20 protein-coding genes are annotated in these 23,342 nt (G+C 62.1%); 10 read left to right on the top strand and 10 right to left on the bottom strand.

Going from position 1 to position 23,342, the window contains the following annotated elements; genetic code table 11:
• Nucleotides 1-3: 3 nt before the first annotated feature.
• The 4 genes from VVD49_RS13590 to VVD49_RS13575 are packed head-to-tail and all read left to right on the top strand — an operon-like array spanning nucleotide 4 to nucleotide 3,693.
• Nucleotides 4-2,253, top strand: coding sequence for a secretin N-terminal domain-containing protein (locus VVD49_RS13590; RefSeq protein WP_327599721.1), 2,250 nt, complete (start codon nucleotides 4-6; stop codon nucleotides 2,251-2,253).
• On the top strand, nucleotides 2,253-2,744 hold the full coding sequence (locus tag VVD49_RS13585; protein WP_327599720.1) for a type II secretion system protein: 492 nt from the start codon (nucleotides 2,253-2,255) through the stop codon (nucleotides 2,742-2,744). Before VVD49_RS13590 ends, VVD49_RS13585 begins: the two co-directional genes overlap by 1 nt.
• Nucleotides 2,745-2,746: 2 nt before the next feature.
• Nucleotides 2,747-3,118: a type IV pilin protein gene (locus VVD49_RS13580; protein WP_327599719.1), complete on the top strand. Its 372-nt coding sequence runs from the start codon at nucleotides 2,747-2,749 to the stop codon at nucleotides 3,116-3,118.
• On the top strand, nucleotides 3,115-3,693 hold the full coding sequence (locus VVD49_RS13575; protein ID WP_327599718.1) for a type II secretion system protein: 579 nt from the start codon (nucleotides 3,115-3,117) through the stop codon (nucleotides 3,691-3,693). Before VVD49_RS13580 ends, VVD49_RS13575 begins: the two co-directional genes overlap by 4 nt.
• Before the next feature lie 55 nt (nucleotides 3,694-3,748).
• Here the strand turns inward: VVD49_RS13575 and VVD49_RS13570 are convergent, their stop codons facing one another.
• On the bottom strand, nucleotides 3,749-4,273 hold the full coding sequence (locus VVD49_RS13570; protein ID WP_327599717.1) for an FxDxF family PEP-CTERM protein: 525 nt from the start codon (nucleotides 4,271-4,273) through the stop codon (nucleotides 3,749-3,751).
• A 457-nt stretch (nucleotides 4,274-4,730) separates the two neighbouring features.
• The gene (locus tag VVD49_RS13565) at nucleotides 4,731-6,806 is read right to left on the bottom strand and encodes a TonB-dependent receptor (RefSeq protein ID WP_327599716.1); all 2,076 of its coding nucleotides are present in this window, start codon (nucleotides 6,804-6,806) and stop codon (nucleotides 4,731-4,733) included.
• A gap of 119 nt (nucleotides 6,807-6,925) precedes the next feature.
• Here VVD49_RS13565 and nikR point away from each other — a divergent pair, with 119 nt between their 5' ends.
• Together nikR and VVD49_RS13555 are read left to right on the top strand one after the other, a co-directional pair.
• Nucleotides 6,926-7,381 (top strand): nickel-responsive transcriptional regulator NikR, encoded by a 456-nt coding sequence (gene nikR, locus VVD49_RS13560; RefSeq protein ID WP_327599715.1) that lies wholly within the window; start codon nucleotides 6,926-6,928, stop codon nucleotides 7,379-7,381.
• Nucleotides 7,382-7,412: 31 nt separating this feature from the next.
• Nucleotides 7,413-8,036 (top strand): TIGR02466 family protein, encoded by a 624-nt coding sequence (locus tag VVD49_RS13555; protein ID WP_327599714.1) that lies wholly within the window; start codon nucleotides 7,413-7,415, stop codon nucleotides 8,034-8,036.
• A gap of 146 nt (nucleotides 8,037-8,182) precedes the next feature.
• On the opposite strand, the gene VVD49_RS13550 is transcribed toward VVD49_RS13555, so the two are convergent.
• Nucleotides 8,183-8,653, bottom strand: a complete 471-nt coding sequence (locus VVD49_RS13550; protein WP_327599713.1) for a hypothetical protein — start codon at nucleotides 8,651-8,653, stop codon at nucleotides 8,183-8,185.
• 588 nt (nucleotides 8,654-9,241) lie between these two features.
• Between VVD49_RS13550 and VVD49_RS13545 the strand changes: the two genes are divergently transcribed.
• From VVD49_RS13545 to VVD49_RS13530, 4 genes are all read left to right on the top strand, one after another.
• Complete coding sequence (locus VVD49_RS13545; RefSeq protein WP_327599712.1) at nucleotides 9,242-10,927, top strand: alkaline phosphatase D family protein; 1,686 nt, start codon at nucleotides 9,242-9,244, stop codon at nucleotides 10,925-10,927.
• Nucleotides 10,928-10,992: 65 nt separating this feature from the next.
• Nucleotides 10,993-11,859, top strand: coding sequence for a PEP-CTERM sorting domain-containing protein (locus VVD49_RS13540; protein ID WP_327599711.1), 867 nt, complete (start codon nucleotides 10,993-10,995; stop codon nucleotides 11,857-11,859).
• A complete protein-coding gene (locus tag VVD49_RS13535) occupies nucleotides 11,856-12,614 on the top strand; it encodes a hypothetical protein (RefSeq protein WP_327599710.1) in 759 nt (252 codons plus the stop codon). The genes VVD49_RS13540 and VVD49_RS13535 overlap by 4 nt, the downstream gene beginning before the upstream one ends.
• Before the next feature lie 112 nt (nucleotides 12,615-12,726).
• A complete protein-coding gene (locus tag VVD49_RS13530; RefSeq protein WP_327599709.1) occupies nucleotides 12,727-15,408 on the top strand; it encodes a fused MFS/spermidine synthase in 2,682 nt (893 codons plus the stop codon).
• 107 nt (nucleotides 15,409-15,515) lie between these two features.
• On the opposite strand, the gene VVD49_RS13525 is transcribed toward VVD49_RS13530, so the two are convergent.
• The 7 genes from VVD49_RS13525 to VVD49_RS13495 form a co-directional block, all read right to left on the bottom strand.
• Nucleotides 15,516-16,109: an FxDxF family PEP-CTERM protein gene (locus VVD49_RS13525; protein WP_327599708.1), complete on the bottom strand. Its 594-nt coding sequence runs from the start codon at nucleotides 16,107-16,109 to the stop codon at nucleotides 15,516-15,518.
• Nucleotides 16,110-16,159: 50 nt separating this feature from the next.
• Entirely contained in the window at nucleotides 16,160-16,867 is a 708-nt protein-coding gene (locus VVD49_RS13520; RefSeq protein WP_327599707.1) for a HupE/UreJ family protein, read from the bottom strand.
• Complete coding sequence (locus tag VVD49_RS13515) at nucleotides 16,864-17,463, bottom strand: HupE/UreJ family protein (protein ID WP_327599706.1); 600 nt, start codon at nucleotides 17,461-17,463, stop codon at nucleotides 16,864-16,866. Before VVD49_RS13515 ends, VVD49_RS13520 begins: the two co-directional genes overlap by 4 nt.
• Nucleotides 17,464-17,514: 51 nt before the next feature.
• On the bottom strand, nucleotides 17,515-18,480 hold the full coding sequence (locus tag VVD49_RS13510; protein WP_327599705.1) for a HupE/UreJ family protein: 966 nt from the start codon (nucleotides 18,478-18,480) through the stop codon (nucleotides 17,515-17,517).
• Nucleotides 18,477-19,373 carry a peptidylprolyl isomerase gene (locus VVD49_RS13505; protein WP_327599704.1) on the bottom strand — a complete coding sequence of 299 codons (897 nt, stop codon included), beginning with the start codon at nucleotides 19,371-19,373 and terminating at the stop codon, nucleotides 18,477-18,479. Before VVD49_RS13505 ends, VVD49_RS13510 begins: the two co-directional genes overlap by 4 nt.
• 91 nt (nucleotides 19,374-19,464) lie before the next feature.
• Nucleotides 19,465-21,729 carry a hypothetical protein gene (locus tag VVD49_RS13500; protein WP_327599703.1) on the bottom strand — a complete coding sequence of 755 codons (2,265 nt, stop codon included), beginning with the start codon at nucleotides 21,727-21,729 and terminating at the stop codon, nucleotides 19,465-19,467.
• Nucleotides 21,730-21,780: 51 nt separating this feature from the next.
• Nucleotides 21,781-22,371 (bottom strand): PEP-CTERM sorting domain-containing protein, encoded by a 591-nt coding sequence (locus VVD49_RS13495; protein WP_327599702.1) that lies wholly within the window; start codon nucleotides 22,369-22,371, stop codon nucleotides 21,781-21,783.
• Nucleotides 22,372-23,342: the final 971 nt, after the last annotated feature.

Here is a 23,342-nt window from a genome sequence, read left to right as displayed (position 1 = left end):
GCCGTGGCGCTATTGATCTGCGCCCAACTGGCCGCCTGTACGACCCCACCGCCAGCCCGAAGCGAGTCCACCGCCCGACTCATCGAGGCCGGAGGACCCGAGGCCACCCTCGCCGTGGCGGCGGAGGCGATGCAGGCGGACCCGACGAACAAGGAAGCGCGGCTCATCTACTTCCGCACGCGCGACCAGCAGGTCGCTCAGGCCCTGACTGCTGCCGATCGTGCGCGCAACGCCGGCAATGCGGACGAAGCAAAGCGCCAGGCAAACATGGCGCAGCGTATGGACCCGGACAACCAGCGCGTGCAACTCATGCAACGTGCGCTGTCCGAGGACACCCGACGCGCAGACCGACTGCGTGACGCCGAGAACCTGTTCCAGAAGAGACAGCTCGCCGAGGCAGAGACCATTGCGCGCGGCTTGCTGGCGGATAACCCGGGCAACCCTGCGGTCCGCAACCTGCTGCGTCGTATCGACGACGCACAGGGTTCAGCCGTACCGGACGCTCCGGTGCTCAAGAGCAACATCGCCAAGCCCATTACGCTCGAATTTCGCGACACGCCACTGCGCAGCGTTTTCGAAGCCATCTCGCGCACAGCGGGCATCAACTTCGTGTTCGACAAGGACGTGCGCGCCGACGGCAAGGTGACCGTGTTCGTGCGCAATACCAACATCGACGAAGTCATCCGCATGGTGCTGACCACCAACGGCCTCGAGCGCAAGATGCTCAACGAGAACTCGATGCTCATCTACCCGGCCATCGCCGCCAAGCAGCGCGACTACCAGGAGCTGGTGACACGTACCTTCTATCTCGCCAACACAGACGCCAAGCAGGCCCAGGCTTTGATCAAGTCGGTCGTCAAGACACGCGACACCTTCATAGACGAGAAGCTCAACCTGCTCATCATCAAGGACACACCGGATGCCGTGCGCATGGCCGAGCGCCTCGTGCAGCAACTCGACGTGCCTGATCCTGAAGTGATGCTGGAAGTCGAAGTGCTGGAAGTCCTGCGTTCGCGCCTGATCGGCATTGGTGTGCAGTTCCCCGAGCAGGTCGGCTTCGGCCTGCTGCAACCGACGACCCAGTCCGTCGTCACCACCACCACCGGCACGACACAATCGACGAATCTCGGTGGGCAGCTGCAACAGGGTTACGTCAACCTCAATCACGCCAGCGCGATGGTGCCCTTTGTCTCCAATCCGGCCTTGTTGCTCAACCTCAAGGATCAGGACGGCAGCAGCAATATCCTCGCTAACCCGCGCATCCGCGTGCGAAATCGCGAGAAGGCGAAGATCCACATCGGCGACAAGCTGCCGGTGTTCACCACGACGTCGACGGCCAACGTCGGCGTGTCAGCCTCGGTGAATTATCTCGACGTCGGTCTCAAGCTCGACGTGGAGCCCACCATCCACCTCGATGACGACGTCGAGATCAAGGTCGGTCTGGAAGTCTCCAGCGTCACCAAGGAAGTCGTCGGTCCGCAGAACTCGCTGGCCTACCAGATCGGTACCCGCAACACGAACACCACGCTGCGCCTGCGCGATGGCGAGACACAGGTGCTGGCCGGCCTGATCTCCGACGAAGAACGCAGCACCGGTCAGCACGTTCCCGGTATCGGTCGCCTGCCCATGCTCGGTCATCTTTTCTCGAACTCGAACAACAGCAATACCAAGACCGAGATCATCCTGCTCATCACGCCACGCGTGGTGCGCAACATCAGCCCCACGGCACTGTCACGTACCAGCATGGCGGCGGGTACCGATGCCAGTGTCGGCACAGCACCGATGCGCGTGACCACGCCAACACCGCCACGCTCGCTGGATGTACGCGGTAGCGGCAATGCCGGCCAGGCAGCAGCACCGCCTGCACCACCTCCGCCACCACCCTCCTCGCCCGTTCCTAACGAAGGCATGGGCGCGACGCTCACCCTGGCTGGCCCCAGCCGCATTGCGCCAGGGCAGGAGTTTTCAGTAACGGTCAGTGCCTCGGCGGAGAGCGCAATCCGTGTGGCAGAAACCACGGTCAGTTGGGACAGCACACTCTTCGAACAGGTGGGCGTACCTGCCAGTGGCGGCAGTGCCACGCTCAGCCTGGCGCCCTCCGGCAACTCCGCCAGCGCGCAGCTGCGTCTACGCGCAAAGATTGATGGCAACGGCGACGGCATGATCGAGGTCAGCGCTGCACGTGTCAGCGCCAGCGCCGACGACGTGTCGACCAACAACCCGCAACCACTCGCCATCAAGGTCGGCAGGTAATGCATCAGGTGCAAGGGCGCGGTCGAGGCTCGGGCTTCACGCTGATCGAGATGGTCATCGTGGTCGCCATCGTCGGCATCCTCGCCTCTGCCGCCTACCCGGTCGCTAGCCTCGTCTCGCAACGCGCGCGTGAATCGGAATTGCGTATTGCGTTGCGCCAGATCCGCGAAGCCATCGACGAATACAAGCGCGCAACGGCGGATGGCCGCATCGTCAAATCCGTCGATGAGTCGGGCTATCCACACTCGCTGGAAGAACTCGCCGAGGGCGTGAAGGACGCGAGCAATGCGAAGGACAAGCAGATCTACTTCCTGCGTCGGGTGCCGCGCGATCCGATGAACCCTGATGCGTCCCTCTCCGCCGCCGAGACCTGGGGCAAGCGCAGCTATGCGAGCCCACCCGACACCCCGCGCGACGGTGCAGATGTGTTCGACGTGTATTCGATGTCAGCGAAGACAGGACTCAACGGCGTGAGGTACCGGGAGTGGTGAGCATGCGACGCGCCCTCCGAGGCTTCACGCTGATCGAGCTACTAGTAGTGATGGCCATCATCGGCGTGCTGCTATCGATCGCCGCGCCGCGCTATTTCAATCACGTCGAGCACGCACGCGACAACGCATTGCGCCAGAGCCTCGCCGTCATGCGCGATGCCATCGACAAGTTCCATGCGGATACCGACACCTGGCCCGCGACACTCGATGAACTCGTTACGCGCAAATACCTGCGCACGATTCCCGAGGACCCGCACACCGGCAGTCGCGACACCTGGACTGTCGAAGCGCCGGGCGGAGGCAATGGGGTGTTCGATGTGCACAGCGGCGCAACGGGTGCAACGGCCGAGGGCCAGCCGCTGGCAGAGCAATGAAAGCCGCACAACGCACATCGAGCCTGCGCACGGGTCGTCACCGCATGCGCGGCTTTGCCTATCTGTTCCTGTTGTTCGCGCTCGCCATCGTCGGGCTGCTGCTCGCCTCGTTCGGCCAGAACTGGAGCACGACGACGCAGCGCCAGCGCGAGGCCGAGCTGCTCTTCATCGGCAAGCAATTCAGCCAGGCCATGGCCAGCTATAAGGCGCACAGCCCGGAAGGCACGCCGACCGCACCCGTCGCGCTGGAAGACCTGCTCGAAGACAAGCGCTTCCCGTTTCCGGTGCGTCACATGCGCCAGATCTTTCGCGATCCGATGACGGGCAAGCGTGACTGGGATGTGCAGATTGCCGACGGCCGTGTCGTCGGCCTGCGCAGCCACTCACAGAAGGAAGCGATCCGCAGCAAGCTACCGGACTATGTGGTGTTGCCCAGCGATGCAGGCGATACGCCGGTCTATCACGACTGGATGTTCATTGCGGCGGAGAGCGAACCGGCTGCAACGCCCTCAAGCCCGAAATCGAACTCACCACCGACCACACCCAGACCAGCCGACGGCGCGCAATTCCACTAAGTCGGAATGATGAGCACGCAAGCTCGCCGATCGACGAGCCCGCGCGCGGGTCAGGTCAGCGCTGCGTACGACGACGCGCCATGAAGCCCAGCAAGGCAGCGCCGCCAAGCAGCATCGCGCCCGACGCGGGTTCCGGCACAGGCGTTACCTGCGTCGGTGCCGCAAACAGAGCGATGGCGTAAGTGCCCGCTGGATCCAGCTTGCCGATCCCTTCGCCCGCCAGGGTGATCGAGAAGTCGGACGTGGACAGCAACAGCGAGTCGAAAGAGAAGCTGCCGATGGGCCCCGTCTCGCCTGCGCTGAACAGCACGTTGTTCAGCGCATCGCGCACGACGAATGCGTTCGCGTCAGCCCAGTCGATATCCAGAAGATCTGCAACCTTCAGCTCCTGGACACTGGCGCCGATGATGGCCGGCCCCGTGAAGTCCAGATGAAAGTTGTAGGTGTGCGTGAATGCGAACCCTGAATCGACATTGACGATCTTCGAGAACGTACTGCCATCTTGCAATGACGTGACAGCGTAGGCATTCATCGCTCCGGTGAGCGCGAGGGCCATGCAGAGTTTTGCGGGGAACTTCATCAATAACCTCCATGCGGGTATGCGCAGCGGGCTGCGGGACTGGCAGCACTTCTCAAACCAAAGCTACCGGCGGCGACATCGCAATAATCGCGCCCGCCAACGAATGCCATAAGCATCTGTAGAACCGCGCCCGCACTGCTTCTGCCGGTGACAGGAAATCGAAGGTTTGCTTCGTCATTCTGTGCATGTCATTCCTGCAGTATCCCGAAGAAGAATTTCCACAGCACGACTATCGACATCATGAAAAAGAAATATTTCATCCATACAACGATCGATAGTCCCTCCCTGCAACGAATACGACGCCCCAGAAAAACGTCATGCATCCACAGCTGCAAGGCTTGCCGAAAATCACAAGGTCACCTGCCGGTCACTGCACTTCAAACCAGGATGCAAATCGCAAAAAAAAAGCCTCCACAAGGAGGCTTAACCGATGAAGCAGTATTGCGGGAGTTCAGTGCTAGAAGCGGTGCACGAGACTCACCCTGAACGTACGCGGCTCGACAGGATGGGAGTGGATGTCATCCACACCTGCCGGGTCTTCGCCCTTGAGACGCGAGGTGTAGTAGTAATCGATGTCGCTGGCCTTGCGGTCGAACAGGTTGAAGATATCGAGTGACAGTTTCGTGGCCGGCGTGAAAGCGTAGCCGACACGCATGTATGCCAGCGTCGTCGAGCTGGAACGCACACTGTTGTCTTCGATCAGCGCACGCGGTCCGAAGTAACGCAACTGAAACTGACCCGACCACGGCCCGAGGCTGTCCAGCGTTACACCGAAAGTACCCACCTGTTCGATCGCACCCGGAATGTAGTTGCCGTCCGGAGACTCATCGGCGTAACGCGCCTTCGACCAGGACAAATCCGCATCGAACAGCAGCCACGGCCTGGCGACGTAGTGGTTGTTCCACTCGACACCGTTGCGCTTGCCTGGACGGCTGGCCTCGGTCGTGCCCGCGTCACCGACGAAGACCAGTTCCGAATCCGACTTCAGTCGCCATACCGCCAGCGATGTCTGCAGGCCGGGCAACCACTCGCTGCGTGCGCCGATCTCCTCGCCGCGTGTCTTCACGAGTGGCGTGACGGCATCGACAGGTGTGCCCGTTTTTGGATCGATTGTCTGCACCGTGCCGCGTGCATCGTTGCTGTGAAAACCGCGGCCCCAGTTGAGGAAGAACTCCGTCTGGCTCCACGGCCCGAAGATCAGCGAGAACTTGGGTGATGCGAGCTTCGCATCTTTCTTGCCGCTGTTCTCCGGCAGGCTGCTCTTCACGTCGAAGTTGTATTCGTCGAAGCGCACGCCCGCCACGCTGCGCAGCCAGCGCGTCCAGTCAGTCGAATTCTCGAACCACACGCCGTAGCTGCCTTCGCGCACCGTGTCTTCACGCGTCGTGGAAACGCGTCGCTGCTCCTCGGTCGAATAAAGTCCGACGGGGCCGAGCTTGTCGTAGCGCCCAGTGAGGCCAAGCGTGTTGAGCATGGTCAGCCCCCCAAGCTCTGCGGGCCACATGTACTTCGTATCGAAGCCCACGAGATCGCGCTTCTCGGCCTGCTCGAACTGGTCACCATTGACGGGATCACCCAGGTCGCTCGGGTGATCGAGGAAGTAGGTGAAATTGCTGAACAGGTTGAGGCGCGAACGCACGGCATAAGCCGACGCACTGTAGCGCCCTGCGCCTGCCTTGCCATCGGCGCCGAGCGACAGGCTGTAGCGCGAGGTTTTGCCACCGTCGCTGCCATCCAGTGTCCCGAAGCGGCCGATCGAACCATCGGCCACCGCGCGATTGGCCACCTGGTCGGTCGCGCGCCATTGCGACCCATACCCCATCGCCGTCGCGTGCCAGCCCTCTTTCTCCGTGCCCTGGCTGAAGCGCAGCAGACCGTTGAACTTGCGCAGGTTCTCCGACACTTCCCACGGGCCGCTGTTGTGCCCCATGTCGAGACCGTAGAGGAAGGTGCCAGCGCCGATGTCTTTCGAATCGGCGAGCAAGGTTCGACCGAAACCGTTCTCGCCGACCGTGACGGATGCAATGCCTTGCGGCAGGCGATCGAACAGACGCATGTAGGCCGCCCCGGCGCTTGCGAAGTCGCCGTCTTCCGCCGCATACGGGCCCTTGCGGTAGTCGATGCGACTCACCAGTTCGGGAATCAGGAAATTCAGATCGGTGTAGCCCTGGCCGTGCGCATGCGTGCGCATATTGATCGGCATGCCGTCGACACGTGTCGAGAAGTCGGTGCCGTGATCGAGATTGAAACCACGCAGGAAATACTGGTTCGCCTTGCCGTCACCACTGTGCTGCGTGACGATCACGCCCGGCACGAACTCGAGGATCTCGCCCGTGCGCAGCGCCGGGCGATTGGCAATCAGCTTGCTCGTGACCGTGCCGGCGCTGGCCGCATCGGTGCTGCCAACAGGATTGTCATAATTGCCCTTTACGATGACGGGTTCTATTGCTGGCTCGTCGGCGGCCATGGCGGCCTCGTTCGTTCCGGCATTCACCCCGACACACACCAGCATCAATGCCCACTGCTTCTTCATTGCCACTCCGCAAACGTGTTTGTATGAATTTTTCTGAATTATTCATACGTGCCGTTACCTGCGGATTACGCGACCTCATGGCTTGAAGTAGGCAGATCGGACTATTGCAGGAGCACCGCATGCAACGCCTGACGATTTCTCTCGACGACGAACTGGCCAGCGCTTTCGAAGAGCTGATGCAGCGCAAGGGCTACGCCAATCGCTCCGAAGCCGTACGCGACCTGCTGCGCCGCGAGCTCGGCGAATCCTCCGTTGCCAACGGCACGGCCAAGCAATGCGTGGCCGTGCTGAGCTACGTCTATGACCATCACGAACGCCGCCTCGCTGAACGCCTCACCGATCTGCAACACGATCATCACGACATGACCATGTCGACCATGCACGCGCACCTCGACCACGAGACCTGCATCGAAACGGTATTCCTCAAGGGCCAGACGACGAAGATTGTCGCCTTCGCCGAAGCCATCAAGGCGGAGACCGGCGTGCGTCACGGCAACATCCATGTGGTGCCGGTCGAAGCCCCCGCGACACGCAGCTACGTCGCCAGGAAAAACGCAGCGCACACGCATCGCTGATCAACACGCACGCACAGCAAGAAGACACGACATGGATCAGATCATCGGCCTCTTCCCCATCCCCTTCATGCGCGCACCGGCAGTGCTCGATGCCGCACTCGTGCGCGGCCTCGCCGAACACTTCACCGCACAGGCCGTGCAGGAGAACAACGCTTCCGGCAATCTCTCGCACACGCGCATGCTCCGGCCGGACGAGAGCCCACTGCTCGGTCAGGCCGCAGCACTCATCACGCCGAAGCTCAGCGAGTTCGGCGCATTGCTGTTCGGCGAGCGCATGGGCTGGGCCATCAAGGAGATGTGGGTCAATGTGCTCGACGAAGGCGGTCGTCAGGCCATGCACAACCACGCCAACAGCTTCATCTCCGGCGTCGTCTATCTCACACCCACGCACCCGGAATCGCGCACGGTCTTCATGAAATCACCCGGCGGCACCGACTTCGCCTTCCGCAACGACCACGCGGGCACCGCGCAAGGCCCCTACAACGCTGACAAATGGGTCAGCCCTGCACCCGACCCGGGCGACATGGCACTCTTCCCCAGCTACCTCATGCACGCCGTGCCGCCCAATCAGGGGGAACGACGTATCTCGATGGCATTCAATGCGATCCCGGCCCGGATCGAATCCTGGGGTTATTCCATCACCTTCGGCGGTTAGGCAGCAAACGCTTTGCGCAGGTCGGAAAAGCAAAGCGCCTTCCGACATCCCGACTCGCAAACGACCACCACACGCGTTTGAAAGCTTGATGTCGGAAGGCGCTTTGCTTTTCCGACCTACAGAGACAACGACGACTCAGCCCGTCTTCAAGGCATGACTCGTGGATTTGGAAACCCCGGCGCCCCACAGAACTCGGGAATTTCCTCGGGACTGATAAAACACAGATGCATCTCATCAAAACCGATCGCCGCGGAATCCTCGTAGGCCGTGCGCGCCGCCTTGGCTGCGACTGCGATCCGCACGCGCGTCGTGCCTGCCGGCAGATCGATCATCTGAAAGCGCTTGACCACTTTACCCGTCGAAGCATCCAGCACGCGGCCTCGCGGATAGTCGAACACATGCTTCTGCCTGCCTAGCGTTACCGTCAGGCTCGCTGTCGCGCCTGGCGTCTTGTGCTCCACCCCGGAGAGATCGATACCCATCGTGCGCGCTTCCTCGAAAGGCTTCTCGAAGCGCACATCGATCACACAGCTCGCACTGTCTTTCTTCCGGGCGTTGCCACTCACCTCGACGAACTCTTTGCCATTCGCGCCCTTGGGCGCACGCAGGATGCTCATCACTGTATTTGCCCGCGTCCTGTGAGCCAGGATCGGTTGCGATCCACAAGCGGATTCGCCCCCAACGACAAGCGGTGCCGCAAACCGCGGATCTTCGACGCCGTCTTCAGCAGAGGCGGTCATCTGCAGCGAACACAGGACGACCGTGATCAATGCACGTGAGATCACGTATGGGTGGCTGAATCGCATACGAACTGCTCTTTCCATGTGTCGATAGAGACAGTGAGCTTATCGGCTGAGTGTGACTGCTTGATGTCCCTGCCCCATCGAATGCGCGCTTGCCCATTCGGAGAGATTGCCGCCCGAGCATCTCCGCCATCTCGCCTGGCTTGCTCCTCTCATCGAATGCGCCAACGACTTGTCGGCGAATCCGGTGCGGCTCGTTGCGGCTGAATCCATAGACCGGATCAATAGTTGGCCACGAATATGTGCATCGAATTGATGACCTGCCGGTCACATGAAATCCATAACCTGAGGGCACGCCTTCCAGCCCCGCCGGAAGACATCCTGCTCCAACGGCCGGATCTGTTCGACCGCGACGGGTATGCCCTCAAGGCGTGATCGCCTAACAACGAACCCTCGATATCCATGAGTCTCCGAGACAAACACTTTCTTAACCGCCGTCGCGAATTTCTCGGCGGTATCAGCACCGCTGCGATTGCCGCATTCGCCGGCCTGCAGCCCGGCCAGGCCCACGCTGCCACCTACAACTTCGCGCATGGCGTGGCCAGTGGTGATCCGCTGGCGGACCGGCTCGTGATCTGGACCCGCATCACTGCCGTGGGCGATGCGGCACCACGTGTTTACTGGGAGGTCTCCACCGACCCGGGCTTTTCGCGCGTCGTGCGCAGCGGTCTCCAGCCCACCAACGCCAGTCGCGACTTCACGGTCAAGGTGGATGTTGCCGGCCTGCAGGCCGGCACGCTGCACTACTACCGCTTTCTATGTGGTGGCCGTTACTCACCGATTGGCCGTGGACGAACGCTGCCTGTCGGTGATGTCAGTCAGGTCAAGCTGGCGGTATTTTCCTGCGCCAACTATCCGGCTGGCATGTTCCACGCCTATGCGCAGGCTGCGCGCATGAACGACCTGGATGCAGCGCTGCACCTGGGTGACTTCATCTACGAATACGATCGCAACGGCTACGCGTCTGCCAATGCTGCGGCGCTGGGTCGCGAGGTGCTGCCGGCCAATGAATGCCTCAGCCTGGCCGACTACCGCCTGCGCTACGCGCAATACCGCAGCGACCCGGACCTGCAGGCGATCAGCGCAGCGCTGCCACTGATTGCAATCTGGGACGACCACGAGGTTGCCGACAACGCCTATGCCGGTGGTGCCACCAATCACACCGAGGCGACCGAAGGCCCGTTCGCCACACGCCAGGCCGCGGCGCTGCGCGCCTATCACGAGTGGCTGCCAACGCGGCTGCCAGACCCGTCGGCGCCGATGCTCATCTACCGCTCGTTCGACTGGGGCACGCTGCTGTCGCTGCACATGCTGGAGACGCGGTTGATTGCACGCAACAAGCAACTGGAATACAGCAGCTTCATTGACGCCCAGGGCGTGAATGGCGCCGCGCTGGACGCAGCCGCCAACGCGGCTGACCGCGAAATCCTCGGTGCCACGCAGATGAACTGGCTGAAGGGCCAGATGGCTGCATCGCAAGCAACCTGGCAGGTAGTCGGCCAACAGGTGCGCATGGCCGAGACACGGATACCGGCGTCCATCGCGCTGGGCCAGATCTCCTTCGCGGGCTATGAGGCCTTGCAGGCCCGTGCCGATGCAGGCCAGCCGTTGAGCCGTGCGGAGCGCTACATCCTTGCCCAACCCTGGGTGCCGACCAACCTCGATGCGTGGGACGGCTACGGCGCCGATCGCGCCAAACTGCTGAACGCTGCAGCCGACCTCGATCGCAATCTGGTCGTGCTGGCCGGCGACACACACAACGCCTGGGCCAATGAACTCAGCGATGCACAGGGTCGCGCGGTTGGTATCGAGTTCGCTACGCCAGGGGTCAGCTCGCCGGGGATGGAGGCTTCACGCCCGACCGATACGCCCGAGCAAATGGAGCAATGGCTGCTCGCCAACTGCCCGGGCTTGCGCTACGCCGAAGCATCTCATCGCGGCTTCATGGTGATTACTGCAACGCCCGGCAGCTGCAAGGCGGAGTGGTACTTCGTCAGCACGGTCGAGTCGCGCGACTACCAGACATGGCGCGGCGGGAGCTGGCAGACCCAGCCTGGAACCTCGCAGCGCCGACTGGCACCCGCTTGAAATCCCTTCGTATGCCTAAGGCATGCACCACCAGACTCTCACCCCTTTGACGGAGATTCTCACCAATGATGTTTCGTACCTCACTGCTTTGCGCAGTCCTCGCCACGACGTTGCCCGCCGCACATGCGGCAGTCAGCCTCACATTGACAACCGATCCATCGGGGCTCTTCCAGAGCTTCGAGTACACGCAGGATTTCGACAGCCTCTCGTCCGTGAACTCGACCACGGCCAATCGAGCCTGGACCAACGACAAGACGCTGCCGGGATGGTCGTTGTTCAATGGCCAGAAAGCAGCGCTCACCTACTACCGTGCCAGCGCCGGAGGCGAGTCGAGCGGCTACGTTTACAGCTTCGGCCTCGATGGCAACACGGATCGCGCACTGGGCTCAGTCGCAACCGGAGGCACCTACCTCGGTAGCCCGGCCGAGAACGCAATCTCCAGCTACATGGCACTGGCGCTGCGCAACGACAGTGGTGCTGCCTTGAGCGGTATCACAGTGCTGTGGGATGCCGAGCAATGGCGCGTCGGCGAGAACAACCAGTCCACCGACACCATGGATTTCCGCATTGGCTACGGTGACAGCTTCGCGTCGGTGCAGAACTGGATCAATCCGGGCAGCGACTTCAAGTACAACACGGCAATCAGGAACACCGCCTCCACTGCAGGCTACGCAAACGACGGCAATCTCAACGGCATCGTTTACATGGGTGGCGACATCGCCACGAACTGGCAGCCTGGCCAGACGCTGTGGCTGACCTGGATCGACTACAACAGCGCGGGCTATGACCACGGCGTGGCTATAGACAACCTGTTCGTGTCCACCGCTGTATCTGCCGTGCCCGAACCCGCCGCGCTGAGCATGCTGCTGGGTGGCCTGGGAGTCCTGAGTATCCTGGTCTGGCGTCGCCGCGCAGTGGTCCGCGTCGCATGATGGCCGCGCGTTTGAAGGTAACAACGGCACTCATGTCGGGCTTGCTGGCCGGCACAGCCGTAGCGCAGGTCGTGGTCGTGCCCGATGCAACGGGGCGTTTCCGCTACGTGCAGGACTTCGACAAGCTGCCGGCCACCGGAATGAGCAGTCGCTGGATCGACAACCGGACACTGCCCGGCTGGTTCCTGTTCAATGGCGTCGAACAACCCTTGGTGACACCGACCTTGCGCATCGACGACGGTCAACTCGGCTCGGGTGCTTTCTACAGCTATGGCCGGGCGGGTTCGACAGACCGCGCGCTCGGCGCGGTCGGCACAGGCGCCTTCTACTTCGGCACACCAGCGCCGGGCGGGCAGGCTGGTTATGCCGCGCTAGCGCTGCGTCACGGAGGCTCAGTCGAGATCACGCGCCTGAAGATCGCGTTTCAGGGGCAGCAGTGGCGCCAGGCGCAAAGCGACGACGTGAATACCATCGTCTTCGAATTCGGCATCGGCGAGCGCCTTGGCGATGTCCAGTCCTGGGTGCGCCCCGGTCGCGGCTTCGACTTCGACTCACCGTCGCCCGAGCTGGGTTCGGTCAGCGGTGTACCGCTCGACGGTCACAGCCCCGCCGCAAGCCGCTCGCTGGGTGGCATGTTGAGCACGACCGGCTGGCTACCCGGTCAGACCTTGTGGCTGCGCTGGAGCTTTCTGAACAACTTTGGTTACGATCACGGGCTCGCTATCGATCAGCTCAGCCTGAACCTCGGGGACTGAGCGACTGAGCGCCCGGCCTTTTGACGGCGTCGTGCCACGCACGACGCCGCGACAGACTCTTTTCATGGGGTGGTAAGCAGCTTGCCGGGGGTGTTGTCTTAAAACAGACCCATTGCATCGTTACCATCGCGCGATGCCCTCCAATCTCTCCAGCCTTGCGCCCGCGTCTTCGGGCGCTCTCCGCCCTCCCTTTGCCGCCTGGCGTCGGCGCCTCGGCCTGTTGCTTATGTTCGTCTCCGGCTTCGCCGGCCTCGCCTATCAGATCGTGTGGACGCAGCAATGCGCGGTCTGGCTGGGTCATGAAACAGCGGCGGTGCTCGCCGTCGTCGCAGCCTTCTTCGGAGGCCTTGCGCTCGGTGCCTTGACTCTGGGTGATCGCATTGCCCACAGCGCTCACCCGACGCGCTGGTATGCGGCCTGCGAAGCGCTCATCGCAGCCTGGTGCATCGCGCTTGCCTTCCTCATCGAACCCCTCGGTGGCGTGCTGGTGAACATCACCGGCCCACAGCCGAACCCTGCATGGGAGTGGGCAGTCTCGTTCTGCGGCACCTTCCTCCTGCTATTGCCCGCCACGCTGGCGATGGGGGCGACGCTGCCTGCGATGGAACGCGTGCTGGCGCAGATGCGAAAACACACACGACCTGACAAACAATCCATCGCCGCGCTGTACGCAAGCAATACGTTCGGCGCCGTCGTCGGCGTGCTGGCGAGCGCCTTCTGGCTCATCCCCGCGTTCGGCCTCTTGCGCACCTCGATCCTGTGCGCGGTGATGAATCTCTCGTGCGCGGCCACTGCGCTGTATCTGCGCGCCGGTGCTGCGCACGCGATGGATGAGCGTGTCAGCAAAGCGCTACAGCCCGCAGCACGCAAACTTGCTGCATTATTCGCCGCCACCGGCCTGCTCGGCATCGGCTACGAAGTGCTCGTGGTGCGCGTGCTGAGCCAGGTCGCGGAGGACACGGTCTACACCTTTGCGATGCTGCTGGCGGTCTATCTCTGTGGCACCGCGCTCGGCGCGGCGGCCTATCAACGCTGGTTCTCTCGTCGCAGCGATGACAACAAAACGCGCGACCATTTGCTGGCTGCACTCGCAGCAGCCTGCCTGCTCGCCACGCTAGGCCTGTGGTTTGCAGAAATGCTCAAGGCATCCGCGCTCGAACTGCTCGGGGCGAGCATGAACGCAGCACTCGGCGCAGAAGCCCTGCTCGCTCTCGCAGCCTTTGGCCTGCCGACATTCGTAATGGGGGCGCTATTCAGCCACCTCACGACACAGGCACACGAGGCTGGCATCAGCTTCGGCCGTGCCCTCGCCTTCAACACGCTCGGCGCAGCGTTTGCGCCGGTACTGTTCGGCGTCGTGCTCATGCTCGCCGTCGGCCCGAAGTTCGCGCTGCTGCTCATCGCTGTCGGCTATCTTGGGCTGACGTCACCGCGAGTCTGGCGCCAGCCCGTCGTATGGGCTCCGGCCGCCATGGCGCTCGTGCTGGTGATATGGACACCACCGCTGGCTTTCGTCGACGTGCCCGAAGGCGGTCACGTCGTCAGCTATCGCGATGGCGCGATGTCCGCCGTCAGCGTGGTCGAGGATGCACAAGGCGTGATGCGCCTGCGCATCGACAATCGCCAGCAGGAAGGCAGCAGCGATTCCCGCCTGGCCGATGCGCGCCAGGCCTTGCTGCCCCTGCTGCTTCACCCCTCTCCGAAGCAGGCGCTGTTTCTCGGGCTGGGCACGGGCGTTACGGCGTTCTCGGCAGCCGAAGATCCCTCACTGCAAGTCGACGCCGTCGAGTTGCTGCCCGAAGTCATCGCAGCATCCGATCACTTCACGCGCCGCTTGACCGACGACGGCGCGCCTTCCCGACTGCACACGATCGCTGCCGACGCGCGCCACTATGTGCGCGCATCGTCGCAGCAGTATGACGTCATCGTCTCGGACAACTTCCACCCGGCACGCAGCGGCTCGGCGGCGCTGTACACGGTCGAGCACTTCCGCGCCGTGCAACAGCGCCTCGCCCCCGGCGGCCTGTTCTGCCAGTGGCTGCCGCTGCATCAGCTCGACACGCATACGCTTCGCAGCATCGTGAAAGCCTTCATCACGGCTTATCCCGACGCGCACGCAGTGCTCGCCACCAACAGCCTGGAGACGCCCACCATCGGCCTCATCGGCAGTGCGGCAAATGAGCGCGGGCCCCGCTTCGACATGGCGCAGGTAACACAGCGTCTCGCCACCGCAACCTGGCCACAAGCGCCTGCCGATTTCGGCTTCAACGACGCCTTCGCCGTGCTCGGCAGTTTCATCGCCGGGCCCGCATCGCTCGCGCGCTTCTCCGCTGACGCAAAGGCGAATACTGACGACCATCCCGTCGTCGCCTACATGGCGCCACGCATTACCTACGCACCCGATTCGCTACCGCGAGATCGGCTCGCCGCTCTGCTCGGCGAACTCAGCACCGACCCCGCCGAGATGCTGGCCGCCAGTTCGGACGAGACAACGCGACGAGGCGTAGCCGCGTACTGGACGGCACGCAATCGCTATATAGAGATTGGTCGCAAGGCACTGCCGTCGAATGATGTGCAGCGCATGCTTGCGCAAGTACGCGAGCCGCTGCTATCGGTACTGCGCACCAGCCCCGATTTTCGCCCCGCTTACGATCCGCTATTGCGCATGGCAACGGCGCTGACGCGCATCGACCCGGCCGCCGCGCGCAGCTTGCTCACCGAGCTGGCCAAGGTGCAGCCTGCCCGACTGGAAGCTGCGCAAGCTTTGAACCAGCTGAGCCTGGCAGCGCGCTAGCCATCTGGCGACAGGCAGCCCACGAACGTAGCCCGGCATGCCGCGAAGCGAAATCCGGGCTACAAATCAAATGCCCCGCTCCAAATGCACCGCAATCAACTGCAAGCTCATGTCCGCGTGCCGCTGCGGCGCGCCAGACCCAATAGACCAAGCCCCGCCAGCAGCATCGCGCAACCTGCAGGCTCGGGCACCGCGGAGATGTTCAAATCGAGGCCGTAGCTAGCCGGGCCACCCGTCTCCTGCACCCAAATTGAATAGACACCACTCGGCAGCGCACCGGCAAACTTGATGGCCATTGTCGGCAGCAAGTCCGTACCGATCAGGTCGTTGCCGTAGTGCGTGAAGCCCAGCAGGTTCTCGACGCCGGCGCCAGTTGTTGAAACCGTGAGCTGTGGCCCGGCCTGGATGGCGATGAAGGAAGAGCCACCGGACACGGAGGTGTTGTCGAGCAGACGGATCGCGTCGAGCACGAAGCCGGTCGGCACAGTGAAGCTGAAGTAGTCGCGGTCAACGCCGCTGCCACTATTGCCCGTTGAGCCGACAATGCGGTTGGAACCACTGCTCACAAGCAGTGTTGTGGGCGACAGGCCGTCATTGGCGAGATCGCCGTTGTCAGCTTCGTTCCAGAGAACCGAGGCGTGTGCGCCAATGCTGCCGCAGCACGCAGCGGCCATCGCCAGAAATTTCAGCTTGAATGCCATGCCAGTACGTCTCCTGATTTTCCATATCGCCTTCAGGACGCAATGACGAGCTACGGACGTAGACGATCCGGCCCTGCAATGACTCCCGCATTCACCGATGCTCGCAGAGCATTGTTACCGTTGCCTGCGCGGCTATCCGTAGTCTGCGGAGCATGCTTCGCAAACGACAAGGCCAGCACGAGCAATGCAGCGGCCGTGAGCCATGAGCCCAGCACCCGCACGCCGATGTGCATCCACGCCTTGCGCAAGGACTCGACGCCAATCGTGATGACCATGACGCAGAAGAAGGCACTCAGGAATGTGCCTCCGGCCATGATCCACCATGCCATGCCCTGCAGACGATCTGGTGCGGAACCGACGCCGATTGCCATGCCCAGCGCGCCCGACACTGCGGCCAGCAAGAGGCCCGGCAGACGTTGCAGTGCAATCGCCACGATCAGGCCGAGCAGCGTAGCAAGGCCCAGCAGGATGCTGTCCGTCTCCGGGTAGCCAAAGGCACTGCTCGCCAGCAAGCCGGCAAAAAGACCGAACACAAGCGTGAGGATGGCATCGCGTCCGGCAGCCATGCCACGCTGGCCGATCAACAGACCAAGCGCGACAAGCGCCATGAAATGCGCGGGCGCGAGGAAGGGATGGAGCACGCCCGCGTAGAAGCCCTTCACACCACGCACATCGCCGTGCGCACTAGCTGCGAGGCTGAACAACAACAAGGCGCATGCGGCCGCACCGCGCCAGATGTGTCCGCCAGGTCTGCTCACAAAGCCCCCGTCAGGAAGCCCACGCCAACGGCCGCAATCGCTCCACCGCAGACGCGCACCAGCACCTTGCCTTGCGGCCAGCGCACCAGCAGACCGAAGGCGATACCGACGACGTGCAGCAGGCCCGTCGAGATGACGAAGCCAAGGCTGAAGGCCAGCGGATTCGCCGAGGTCGGCAACTCTGTACCGTGTGCATGTCCATGAAATATGGCGAAGACACCGACGATCACGGCAGCCACCCAGATCGGTGGCCGCGCAGCGAGTGCCACCATGCAGCCCAGCACAATGGCCGATGCGGCAATGCCGGTTTCGACCGCAGGCAGCGGCACGCCGATGACGCCCAGTGCGCCACCGAATGCCATGACCAGCGGGAACACGATGGGCAGCACCCAGATCGCAGGCATGCCGAGAAAGGCCCCCCACAGGCCGACCGCGACCATGGCGACGACGTGATCCCAGCCGAGGATGGGGTGCAGGAAGCCCGCCGCAAAACCACCGCCCTCGCCGTCTCCGACGTGTGCCGTGGCGACGCTGCTGCCGAGGAACAGGCCGATGACGAGAAGCCTGCTGACGATCCTGTATATCGATGCTTTCATGTTTTCTCTTGCTCGTTGCCGGAGTGAATTTCAGATGGATTTGAGTAGTCGTTACATCACGATGGTCGCGACACGCAGGAAGGACCAGTAGCTCGCCGTAATGCCGATGAGATAGAGCAGCGGCTTGCGCGCACGCTCGAACCACGTATAGCGCGACAACCAGCGCACGAGGCAATAGGCCAGTGCAACGACCATCAACTGGGATATTTCGACCCCGACATTGAAGGTCAGCAGCGCCAGCGGCACATTGCTCTGCGGCAAGCCGATGTCCTTGAGCGCACCGGCGAAGCCTAGGCCGTGAACCAGGCCGAAGACGAAGGCGACGATGGCAGGCATGCGGCGCGACAGCGTATTGCGGTTGTGCAGGGCCTCACCGGCGACAAGCACGATGGACAGGGCGATGGCGGCTTCAACCGGCGCGGGGCGCAGCGTCAACCAGCCCAAGGCACTGGCCGCCAGCGTAACGGTGTGCGCCGCAGTGAAGGCCGTGATGGTGCCCACCAGACGACGGTTGAAACCCACCATGCATAACAGCGCGATGACAAAGAGTATGTGATCGAGCCCGGTCAGGATGTGTTCGATGCCGAGCATGGTGTAAGCCGCGGCGATCTCGCCCGAGCCACGCGTATCGTTCGCCGAGCCGTACAACTGCACCTTCGGATGGCCGCCGGTAAGCGTGTAGACGCGCGACTGGCCGTCGAGCCAGAAGATCTTCACGAGCGCTGCCGAGTATTGCTTGCCGACACCCTCTATGGTCAGCATGCCTTTGAGACCGCCCGCGCCACAACGCAGCGCGCTGCCCTCGGCAATGCAGCTCTCCGGCCACAGAGGATTCAGCCCTTCGGCACCGGGACGTTTGTCATTGGTGGCAGACCACATCCACAGAAATTCGCCGGGCGCGGTTTCGCGCACTTCCATCTCGGCCATGCTCATTTCGTGCGCAGCGACCATGGCAGGCAGGAGCGTGGCCAGCAGCGCAATGCCTGCCAGCAACCAGATTCGTAAGATGCGCATCATTGCTCGGCGCTCTCGGCTTTGACAGCGCGTGACTCTTCGTACTTCACCTTGTACTTCTTCGCCAGCGCACGCACGGCAGCACTACGCTGCTCGGCTGCCATGGCATCGCGCCAGTCCTGCATCACCGCGCCACGCAGGGCGGCGTAGTCAGCAGGCTGCGCCGCTGCAATGGAAACCAGTTGCATCGCATGCCAGCCATCCGAGGCTTTGAGCACGCGCCACTCACCGATTGGCGAGGCTTCGAGCGCCTTGGTGAAATCAGCGCCGTAGCTCTGCACGAGGTTGGAATGGGGTCGCCCCTTGAAGATGCGCAGACCGGCCTTGGCGTCACCGGGCGTACCGGCGTTCAGGGCAGCGACGAAGGCGCGTACGGCGGCTTCGGAGGTATCACCGGAGAGCACCGCTTCCTGGAAGTCGTAGCGGACGGGCACGTCGTACTTGACGCGGTTCGCCTCAAACCAGTCACGCAGGATCTTGTCGCTCACGTTCGGCAACTTGACGTTGGCATCGATGACACTGAGCTGTTTGAAGATCACGCGCTCGCGGATGGCGGAGTCGCCCTTGTCCACTTGCTGCGCGAGGCCTTCGCGATAGAGCACTTCATTGTCGAGCCAGACACGGCGCAGGCTTTCGAGCTCGTCAGGATTGGGCTCATGCCCGCGCGCCGCCTTGAAGATCTGCTTCGCTTCATTGTCGATGTCAGCGCTGACGATGATGGTGCGCGGATCATCGGCGCGGCCGACGATGAACTGATCGACTGCGAACAACAGGAAACCGAGCACGACGAAATGGAACAGCGGTTCGCGCATCCAGCCGGGAAAGTTGAAGCGTTTTGTGGGGGAGAGTGCCGTGGATGTTTGGGGAACAGCGGGAGTGGTCACTGAAAGAGGCATGATTTATTCGACAAGACAGCGATAGACACAAAACAAGAAAAGCGCCGCGCGAAATCGCGCGGCGCCTTGATTGCGGAGAACCGCAGTTTTATTACTGGACGCCAGCGACCTGAGTCGATCCGTTCACCTGGATGTAGATCGGGTTGCTGTAGAACCACAGGTCGGACCATGCAGCTACGTCGTACGACACAGCCTTCTGACCAGCGATCGGGCTACCCACACCCGCCGTTGCCAGGTGAGCCGGGCAACCGTTGATGGCATCACCCGTGAGAACCGTACCTACCGTCGTGCAAGGGATACGCAGCTTGGTCGTGTCACCCGCGTTGGTGTACAAGTCAGCCAGCGGGTTGCCATTGGCATCTGTCTCATAAGGCACGGCTGCTGGCAGATTGGTACCGCGCAGACGGACGTATTGCGAAGCAGACACGGCCGGGATGCGGTAGGTCATCTTCAGGAAGGTGCCGTCGGCAGTTGCCACCGGTGTCCAGTTGGCAGCTGCACCGCTGAACGTCTTGATGATGGACGCCGAGGTGTTCTTGGCACCAGCAGGAACGACGGACAGGTCGGCAGTCGTGCCATCGGTGCGCAGCCAGTTGGTGTTGCGTGGCCATTCACCCGAGTAGTCAGCCGCGCCCGGTGTCTTGTAACCCGTCACCAGACCGCGAATCACGTCGATGTGATCGAGGACCGGCTTGTTCAGCGGCTGGTCCAGACCGATTTGCTTCAACGATGGATTCGGGAAGGTGTAAGGCGAGAAGTTTGCGCCTTCCGGATCACGTGCAACGATGGTCACGACGATTTCTGCACCAGGACGCACGACGAGTTTTTCACCCATGGTGGCGCAGTTGGCTGCATCGATATCGGCGTTGTTCGTTGCTGCGGCCAGAGCCAAGGCTTCCACGGTCGCGTTGGAACGTGCGCCTGGGCCTGGATACGAAGCGCAGGCGACGAATGCCAGGCGATCGATCAGCTGACCACTGGAGACGAAGTTGTTGCCGGTACGCATGCCATCAACGATTTGCTGCGGCGTGAGCTTGGCGCCCGTGCTGCTGCGAACCATCGTGTAGTTACGCTGATATTCGCCTGGGTAGAAGTCTTGCGTCGAGCGGCGATCATCCGGACCGAAGCTGCCGCGGTTGTGCCAGTCGGAGCTTGCGAGGAACCAGTAGTTGCGACCTTCGCCGAGCATGGCATCCCACACGCCACCCACCACCGAACCATACACACCGGTACCGCCGTAGGTCGTACCACCGACCGAGTCGACCAGACCTGCAGTACCGCCGAAGTTGTTGCGATTCGGCTGATACTCACCACGGTTGGCAGAAGCGCCGTGACCTGGCTGTGTTTCGAAACCGAATGCGACGGTTGGTGCGGCGTTATTGAAGTTGCGCAGGTGTTCGATGTTGAAACCGTTATTGCCATCAGCGTTGAACGGGCCGGCACGCTCCAGGTGAGTAGGAATGTAGTAGCTGCCGTTCGCGTGGTAGGCCTTCATCCACTTCATGGCTTCAACGGTCTTGTTGTGACCCTTGTTGCCGGTGCCTGTACCACCAGCGGGGATCAGTTTCTGCGCAGTTGAGTTCCAGCTCACATCGCCTTCGTTCAGGCTGCCGGGTACGGCGCAGTTCCAGTTGTTGCCAACGGATGAACCCTTGATGTTGCCGCGGCTGGTGTCCGTATCGCCACGATCAAAACAGTACGACCATTGCGCCAGTGCCGTGGCATTGCCGGAGGCAACGTAACCCCCCAGTGGCGTGTAGCCCGGCACATTCAGCGGCGTTGCTGCGTCGCCTGCTGCGGGCACCTGACCGGCGATGACCGACATGGAGGTGTGTTCGTGACCTGCAACGACCGACTCCAGACCGAGGAAAATTGGCAGATCCTTCAGGCTGTTCAGGTGCTCGACGACCTGGTACTGAACTTCCTGGATCGACTGCCAGCGCCACATATTGCCGCTACCACCCACACCACCGCCGTCGCCCTTGAGTTTGTCGGCACCGATGCTGTTGGCCCAGGTTGTCGTTGGGCCCTTGCCTACGACGTACGGATAGGCCGGTGTTTCCAGCGTTGCGTCTTCAACCAGCGAGCAGTTACGGTTGCCGTTGCCGCCGTGACCAGCTTGCACGAACCAGTCCAGACCCCAAGGCGTTTCCGTCTTGTCGGTCGACTTCTTGATCAGCTTCTGCATGGAGATCGCGCCATCCGAGCAGGTCGTGTGATTGTGAATATCACCAGCAACGTACTTGCCCGCAGCCTTGGCAGCGGTAGCCATTGGCGAAGCGATGACGGCAGCCAGCGTGAGCGCGCCCATGGCAGCAGCCACGGCCAGCGAGATCTCTCTCTTCTTGAATTCCATTTGGATAACTCCTGTGCAGTTCAGTATCGGGTTGGCAACTAGCTGCGACGATCAGCGACGGCTGCGGCGCGCGACCAGACCCATCAGGCCCAGACCTGCGAGAAGCATTGCGTACGTGCTGGCTTCCGGCACGGCGGCGATGTTGTCAAAGCCCACCAGGTTGGCCGAGCCCGTCAGATCGAACGATTGCGCGGTCCCGGCGAACGCGAAGGTCGCTGCGGTCCAGTTGCTGTAGTCGTTGGTGTTGGCGGTCAGGTCGATCGTGCCCAGCAGCGTGCCGGTACCGTTCAGACCCGAGTAGGCCTTGATCGCGCCAACCACGGCGTCCGGGCTGGAGTAGTAGAAGGACAGCGCGCCATCCACACCACCTGCGACGTTCAGGTAGGCGTTCGAGTAGCCGGGTGCGTCAAAGGTCGCGGCAGATGCTGTGCCCAGCGGCGACGGGGCATTCGTGAAATACGTAAAGTCGGCATCATTCGACAGACCCAGCACGTTAACAAACTCGACACCCAGTGCTGAGTAAGTATTGTCGACGGCCGTACCGTAGTCCCAGTTCTTTTCGAAATCGATAAGGAAGGAGGTACCCGCGAATGCAGGTGAAGCGGCGAATAACGCCAAGGCGGCAATGGGAAGAAACTTCATCGGAGACTCTCCAGTCGGTTAGTTGATTTTTGGTCTTGCGCCCAACGCTGCCAGTGAGAGCTGCAACGCCGGAAACAGATTTTCTTGATCACTCTCGTGTGAAGAGCATGACCAGAAAATGTGACCGATCTAACCGCAGGAGAAAGACCCGAATAGTCCTTTCGGACCCTCGTAGAAGCTGACGCTTCTTTACCGTTCGCCCCCGCGATCCGGTCAGAGCCACGAGGCTAACGTCGGCATGTGACTGGCGCGTGACGGCTGGATTACAACAAACTCAGGGTTGGGTGCCACCCCGCCCGGCCATGAGGAACTGGCTCAGTTGCGAACGTGCTCCGAACTCCAGATCTTGGACAGGATCTTTGAGGCGTGCCCCCCGACTCCGCCGGAAATCGCCAGTCCCTGGACACGCATGCACCCTTATTGCTGTAGTAGCGATTTGTCATAACCTGAGTTGGCCACAACTCCGAAAGGCTGTCATGAATCGCCTTCTTCTTCTCAACCGGGTGCTTGCCGCATTGTTGTGCGTGACGACACTCTGGCTCGCAGCACGCTGGTATCCCGCGGCGTAGTTCGCTCTTCCCTCGTCGCGCGCGCAACATGCCTTGCTATGCCAGCAGCTCCCGAGCTGCGCCTGCACGGACACCGAAGTGCGGCGCGACACACCAACAGGCTGCTTCGTCCCCTGCATTCAGATCGTCCCGGTGCGCAACACGCCCTCCACCGGCAAGCGCAGGGCTGACGAGCGTGTCGCCGTGGATCCAGCAACGCTCCCCGCAGCTTTTCAGTTCGCATATATCACCCGGGCAAGGCAGACGCCCTGGCGGCTGCGGGACGCTGCACTGTCCGCCCATATGGAGGTGACGCGATGAATACGATTGCCAAGGATCTAGGCGCGGTACTGATCGCGGTACTAATGGGGGCTTTGCACTGACTGGTGAATGGCCTGCGCAGCTTCTGTATGGGGGTGGATA

Source organism: Uliginosibacterium silvisoli (genome assembly GCF_036017035.1).
GTDB lineage: Bacteria > Pseudomonadota > Gammaproteobacteria > Burkholderiales > Rhodocyclaceae > Viridibacterium > Viridibacterium silvisoli.
Note: the sequence above shows the minus strand (reverse complement) of the source record. Positions and strands in the feature narration are given on the sequence as shown.

Bases quoted from the DNA above. Each gene is read 5' to 3' on its own strand.
- VVD49_RS13495 (WP_327599702.1), bottom strand. From the start codon at position 22,371: ATGAAGTTTCTTCCCATTGCCGCCTTGGCGTTATTCGCCGCTTCACCT.
- VVD49_RS13550 (WP_327599713.1), bottom strand. From the start codon at position 8,653: ATGAGCATCCTGCGTGCGCCCAAGGGCGCGAATGGCAAAGAGTTCGTC.
- VVD49_RS13555 (WP_327599714.1), top strand. From the start codon at position 7,413: ATGGATCAGATCATCGGCCTCTTCCCCATCCCCTTCATGCGCGCACCG.
- VVD49_RS13580 (WP_327599719.1), top strand. From the start codon at position 2,747: ATGCGACGCGCCCTCCGAGGCTTCACGCTGATCGAGCTACTAGTAGTG.
- VVD49_RS13535 (WP_327599710.1), top strand. From the start codon at position 11,856: ATGATGGCCGCGCGTTTGAAGGTAACAACGGCACTCATGTCGGGCTTG.
- VVD49_RS13545 (WP_327599712.1), top strand. From the start codon at position 9,242: ATGAGTCTCCGAGACAAACACTTTCTTAACCGCCGTCGCGAATTTCTC.
- VVD49_RS13565 (WP_327599716.1), bottom strand. From the start codon at position 6,806: ATGAAGAAGCAGTGGGCATTGATGCTGGTGTGTGTCGGGGTGAATGCC.
- nikR (WP_327599715.1), top strand. From the start codon at position 6,926: ATGCAACGCCTGACGATTTCTCTCGACGACGAACTGGCCAGCGCTTTC.
- VVD49_RS13505 (WP_327599704.1), bottom strand. From the start codon at position 19,373: ATGCCTCTTTCAGTGACCACTCCCGCTGTTCCCCAAACATCCACGGCA.
- VVD49_RS13575 (WP_327599718.1), top strand. From the start codon at position 3,115: ATGAAAGCCGCACAACGCACATCGAGCCTGCGCACGGGTCGTCACCGC.
- VVD49_RS13515 (WP_327599706.1), bottom strand. From the start codon at position 17,463: ATGAAAGCATCGATATACAGGATCGTCAGCAGGCTTCTCGTCATCGGC.
- VVD49_RS13500 (WP_327599703.1), bottom strand. From the start codon at position 21,729: ATGGAATTCAAGAAGAGAGAGATCTCGCTGGCCGTGGCTGCTGCCATG.
- VVD49_RS13540 (WP_327599711.1), top strand. From the start codon at position 10,993: ATGATGTTTCGTACCTCACTGCTTTGCGCAGTCCTCGCCACGACGTTG.
- VVD49_RS13570 (WP_327599717.1), bottom strand. From the start codon at position 4,273: ATGAAGTTCCCCGCAAAACTCTGCATGGCCCTCGCGCTCACCGGAGCG.
- VVD49_RS13525 (WP_327599708.1), bottom strand. From the start codon at position 16,109: ATGGCATTCAAGCTGAAATTTCTGGCGATGGCCGCTGCGTGCTGCGGC.
- VVD49_RS13510 (WP_327599705.1), bottom strand. From the start codon at position 18,480: ATGATGCGCATCTTACGAATCTGGTTGCTGGCAGGCATTGCGCTGCTG.
- VVD49_RS13585 (WP_327599720.1), top strand. From the start codon at position 2,253: ATGCATCAGGTGCAAGGGCGCGGTCGAGGCTCGGGCTTCACGCTGATC.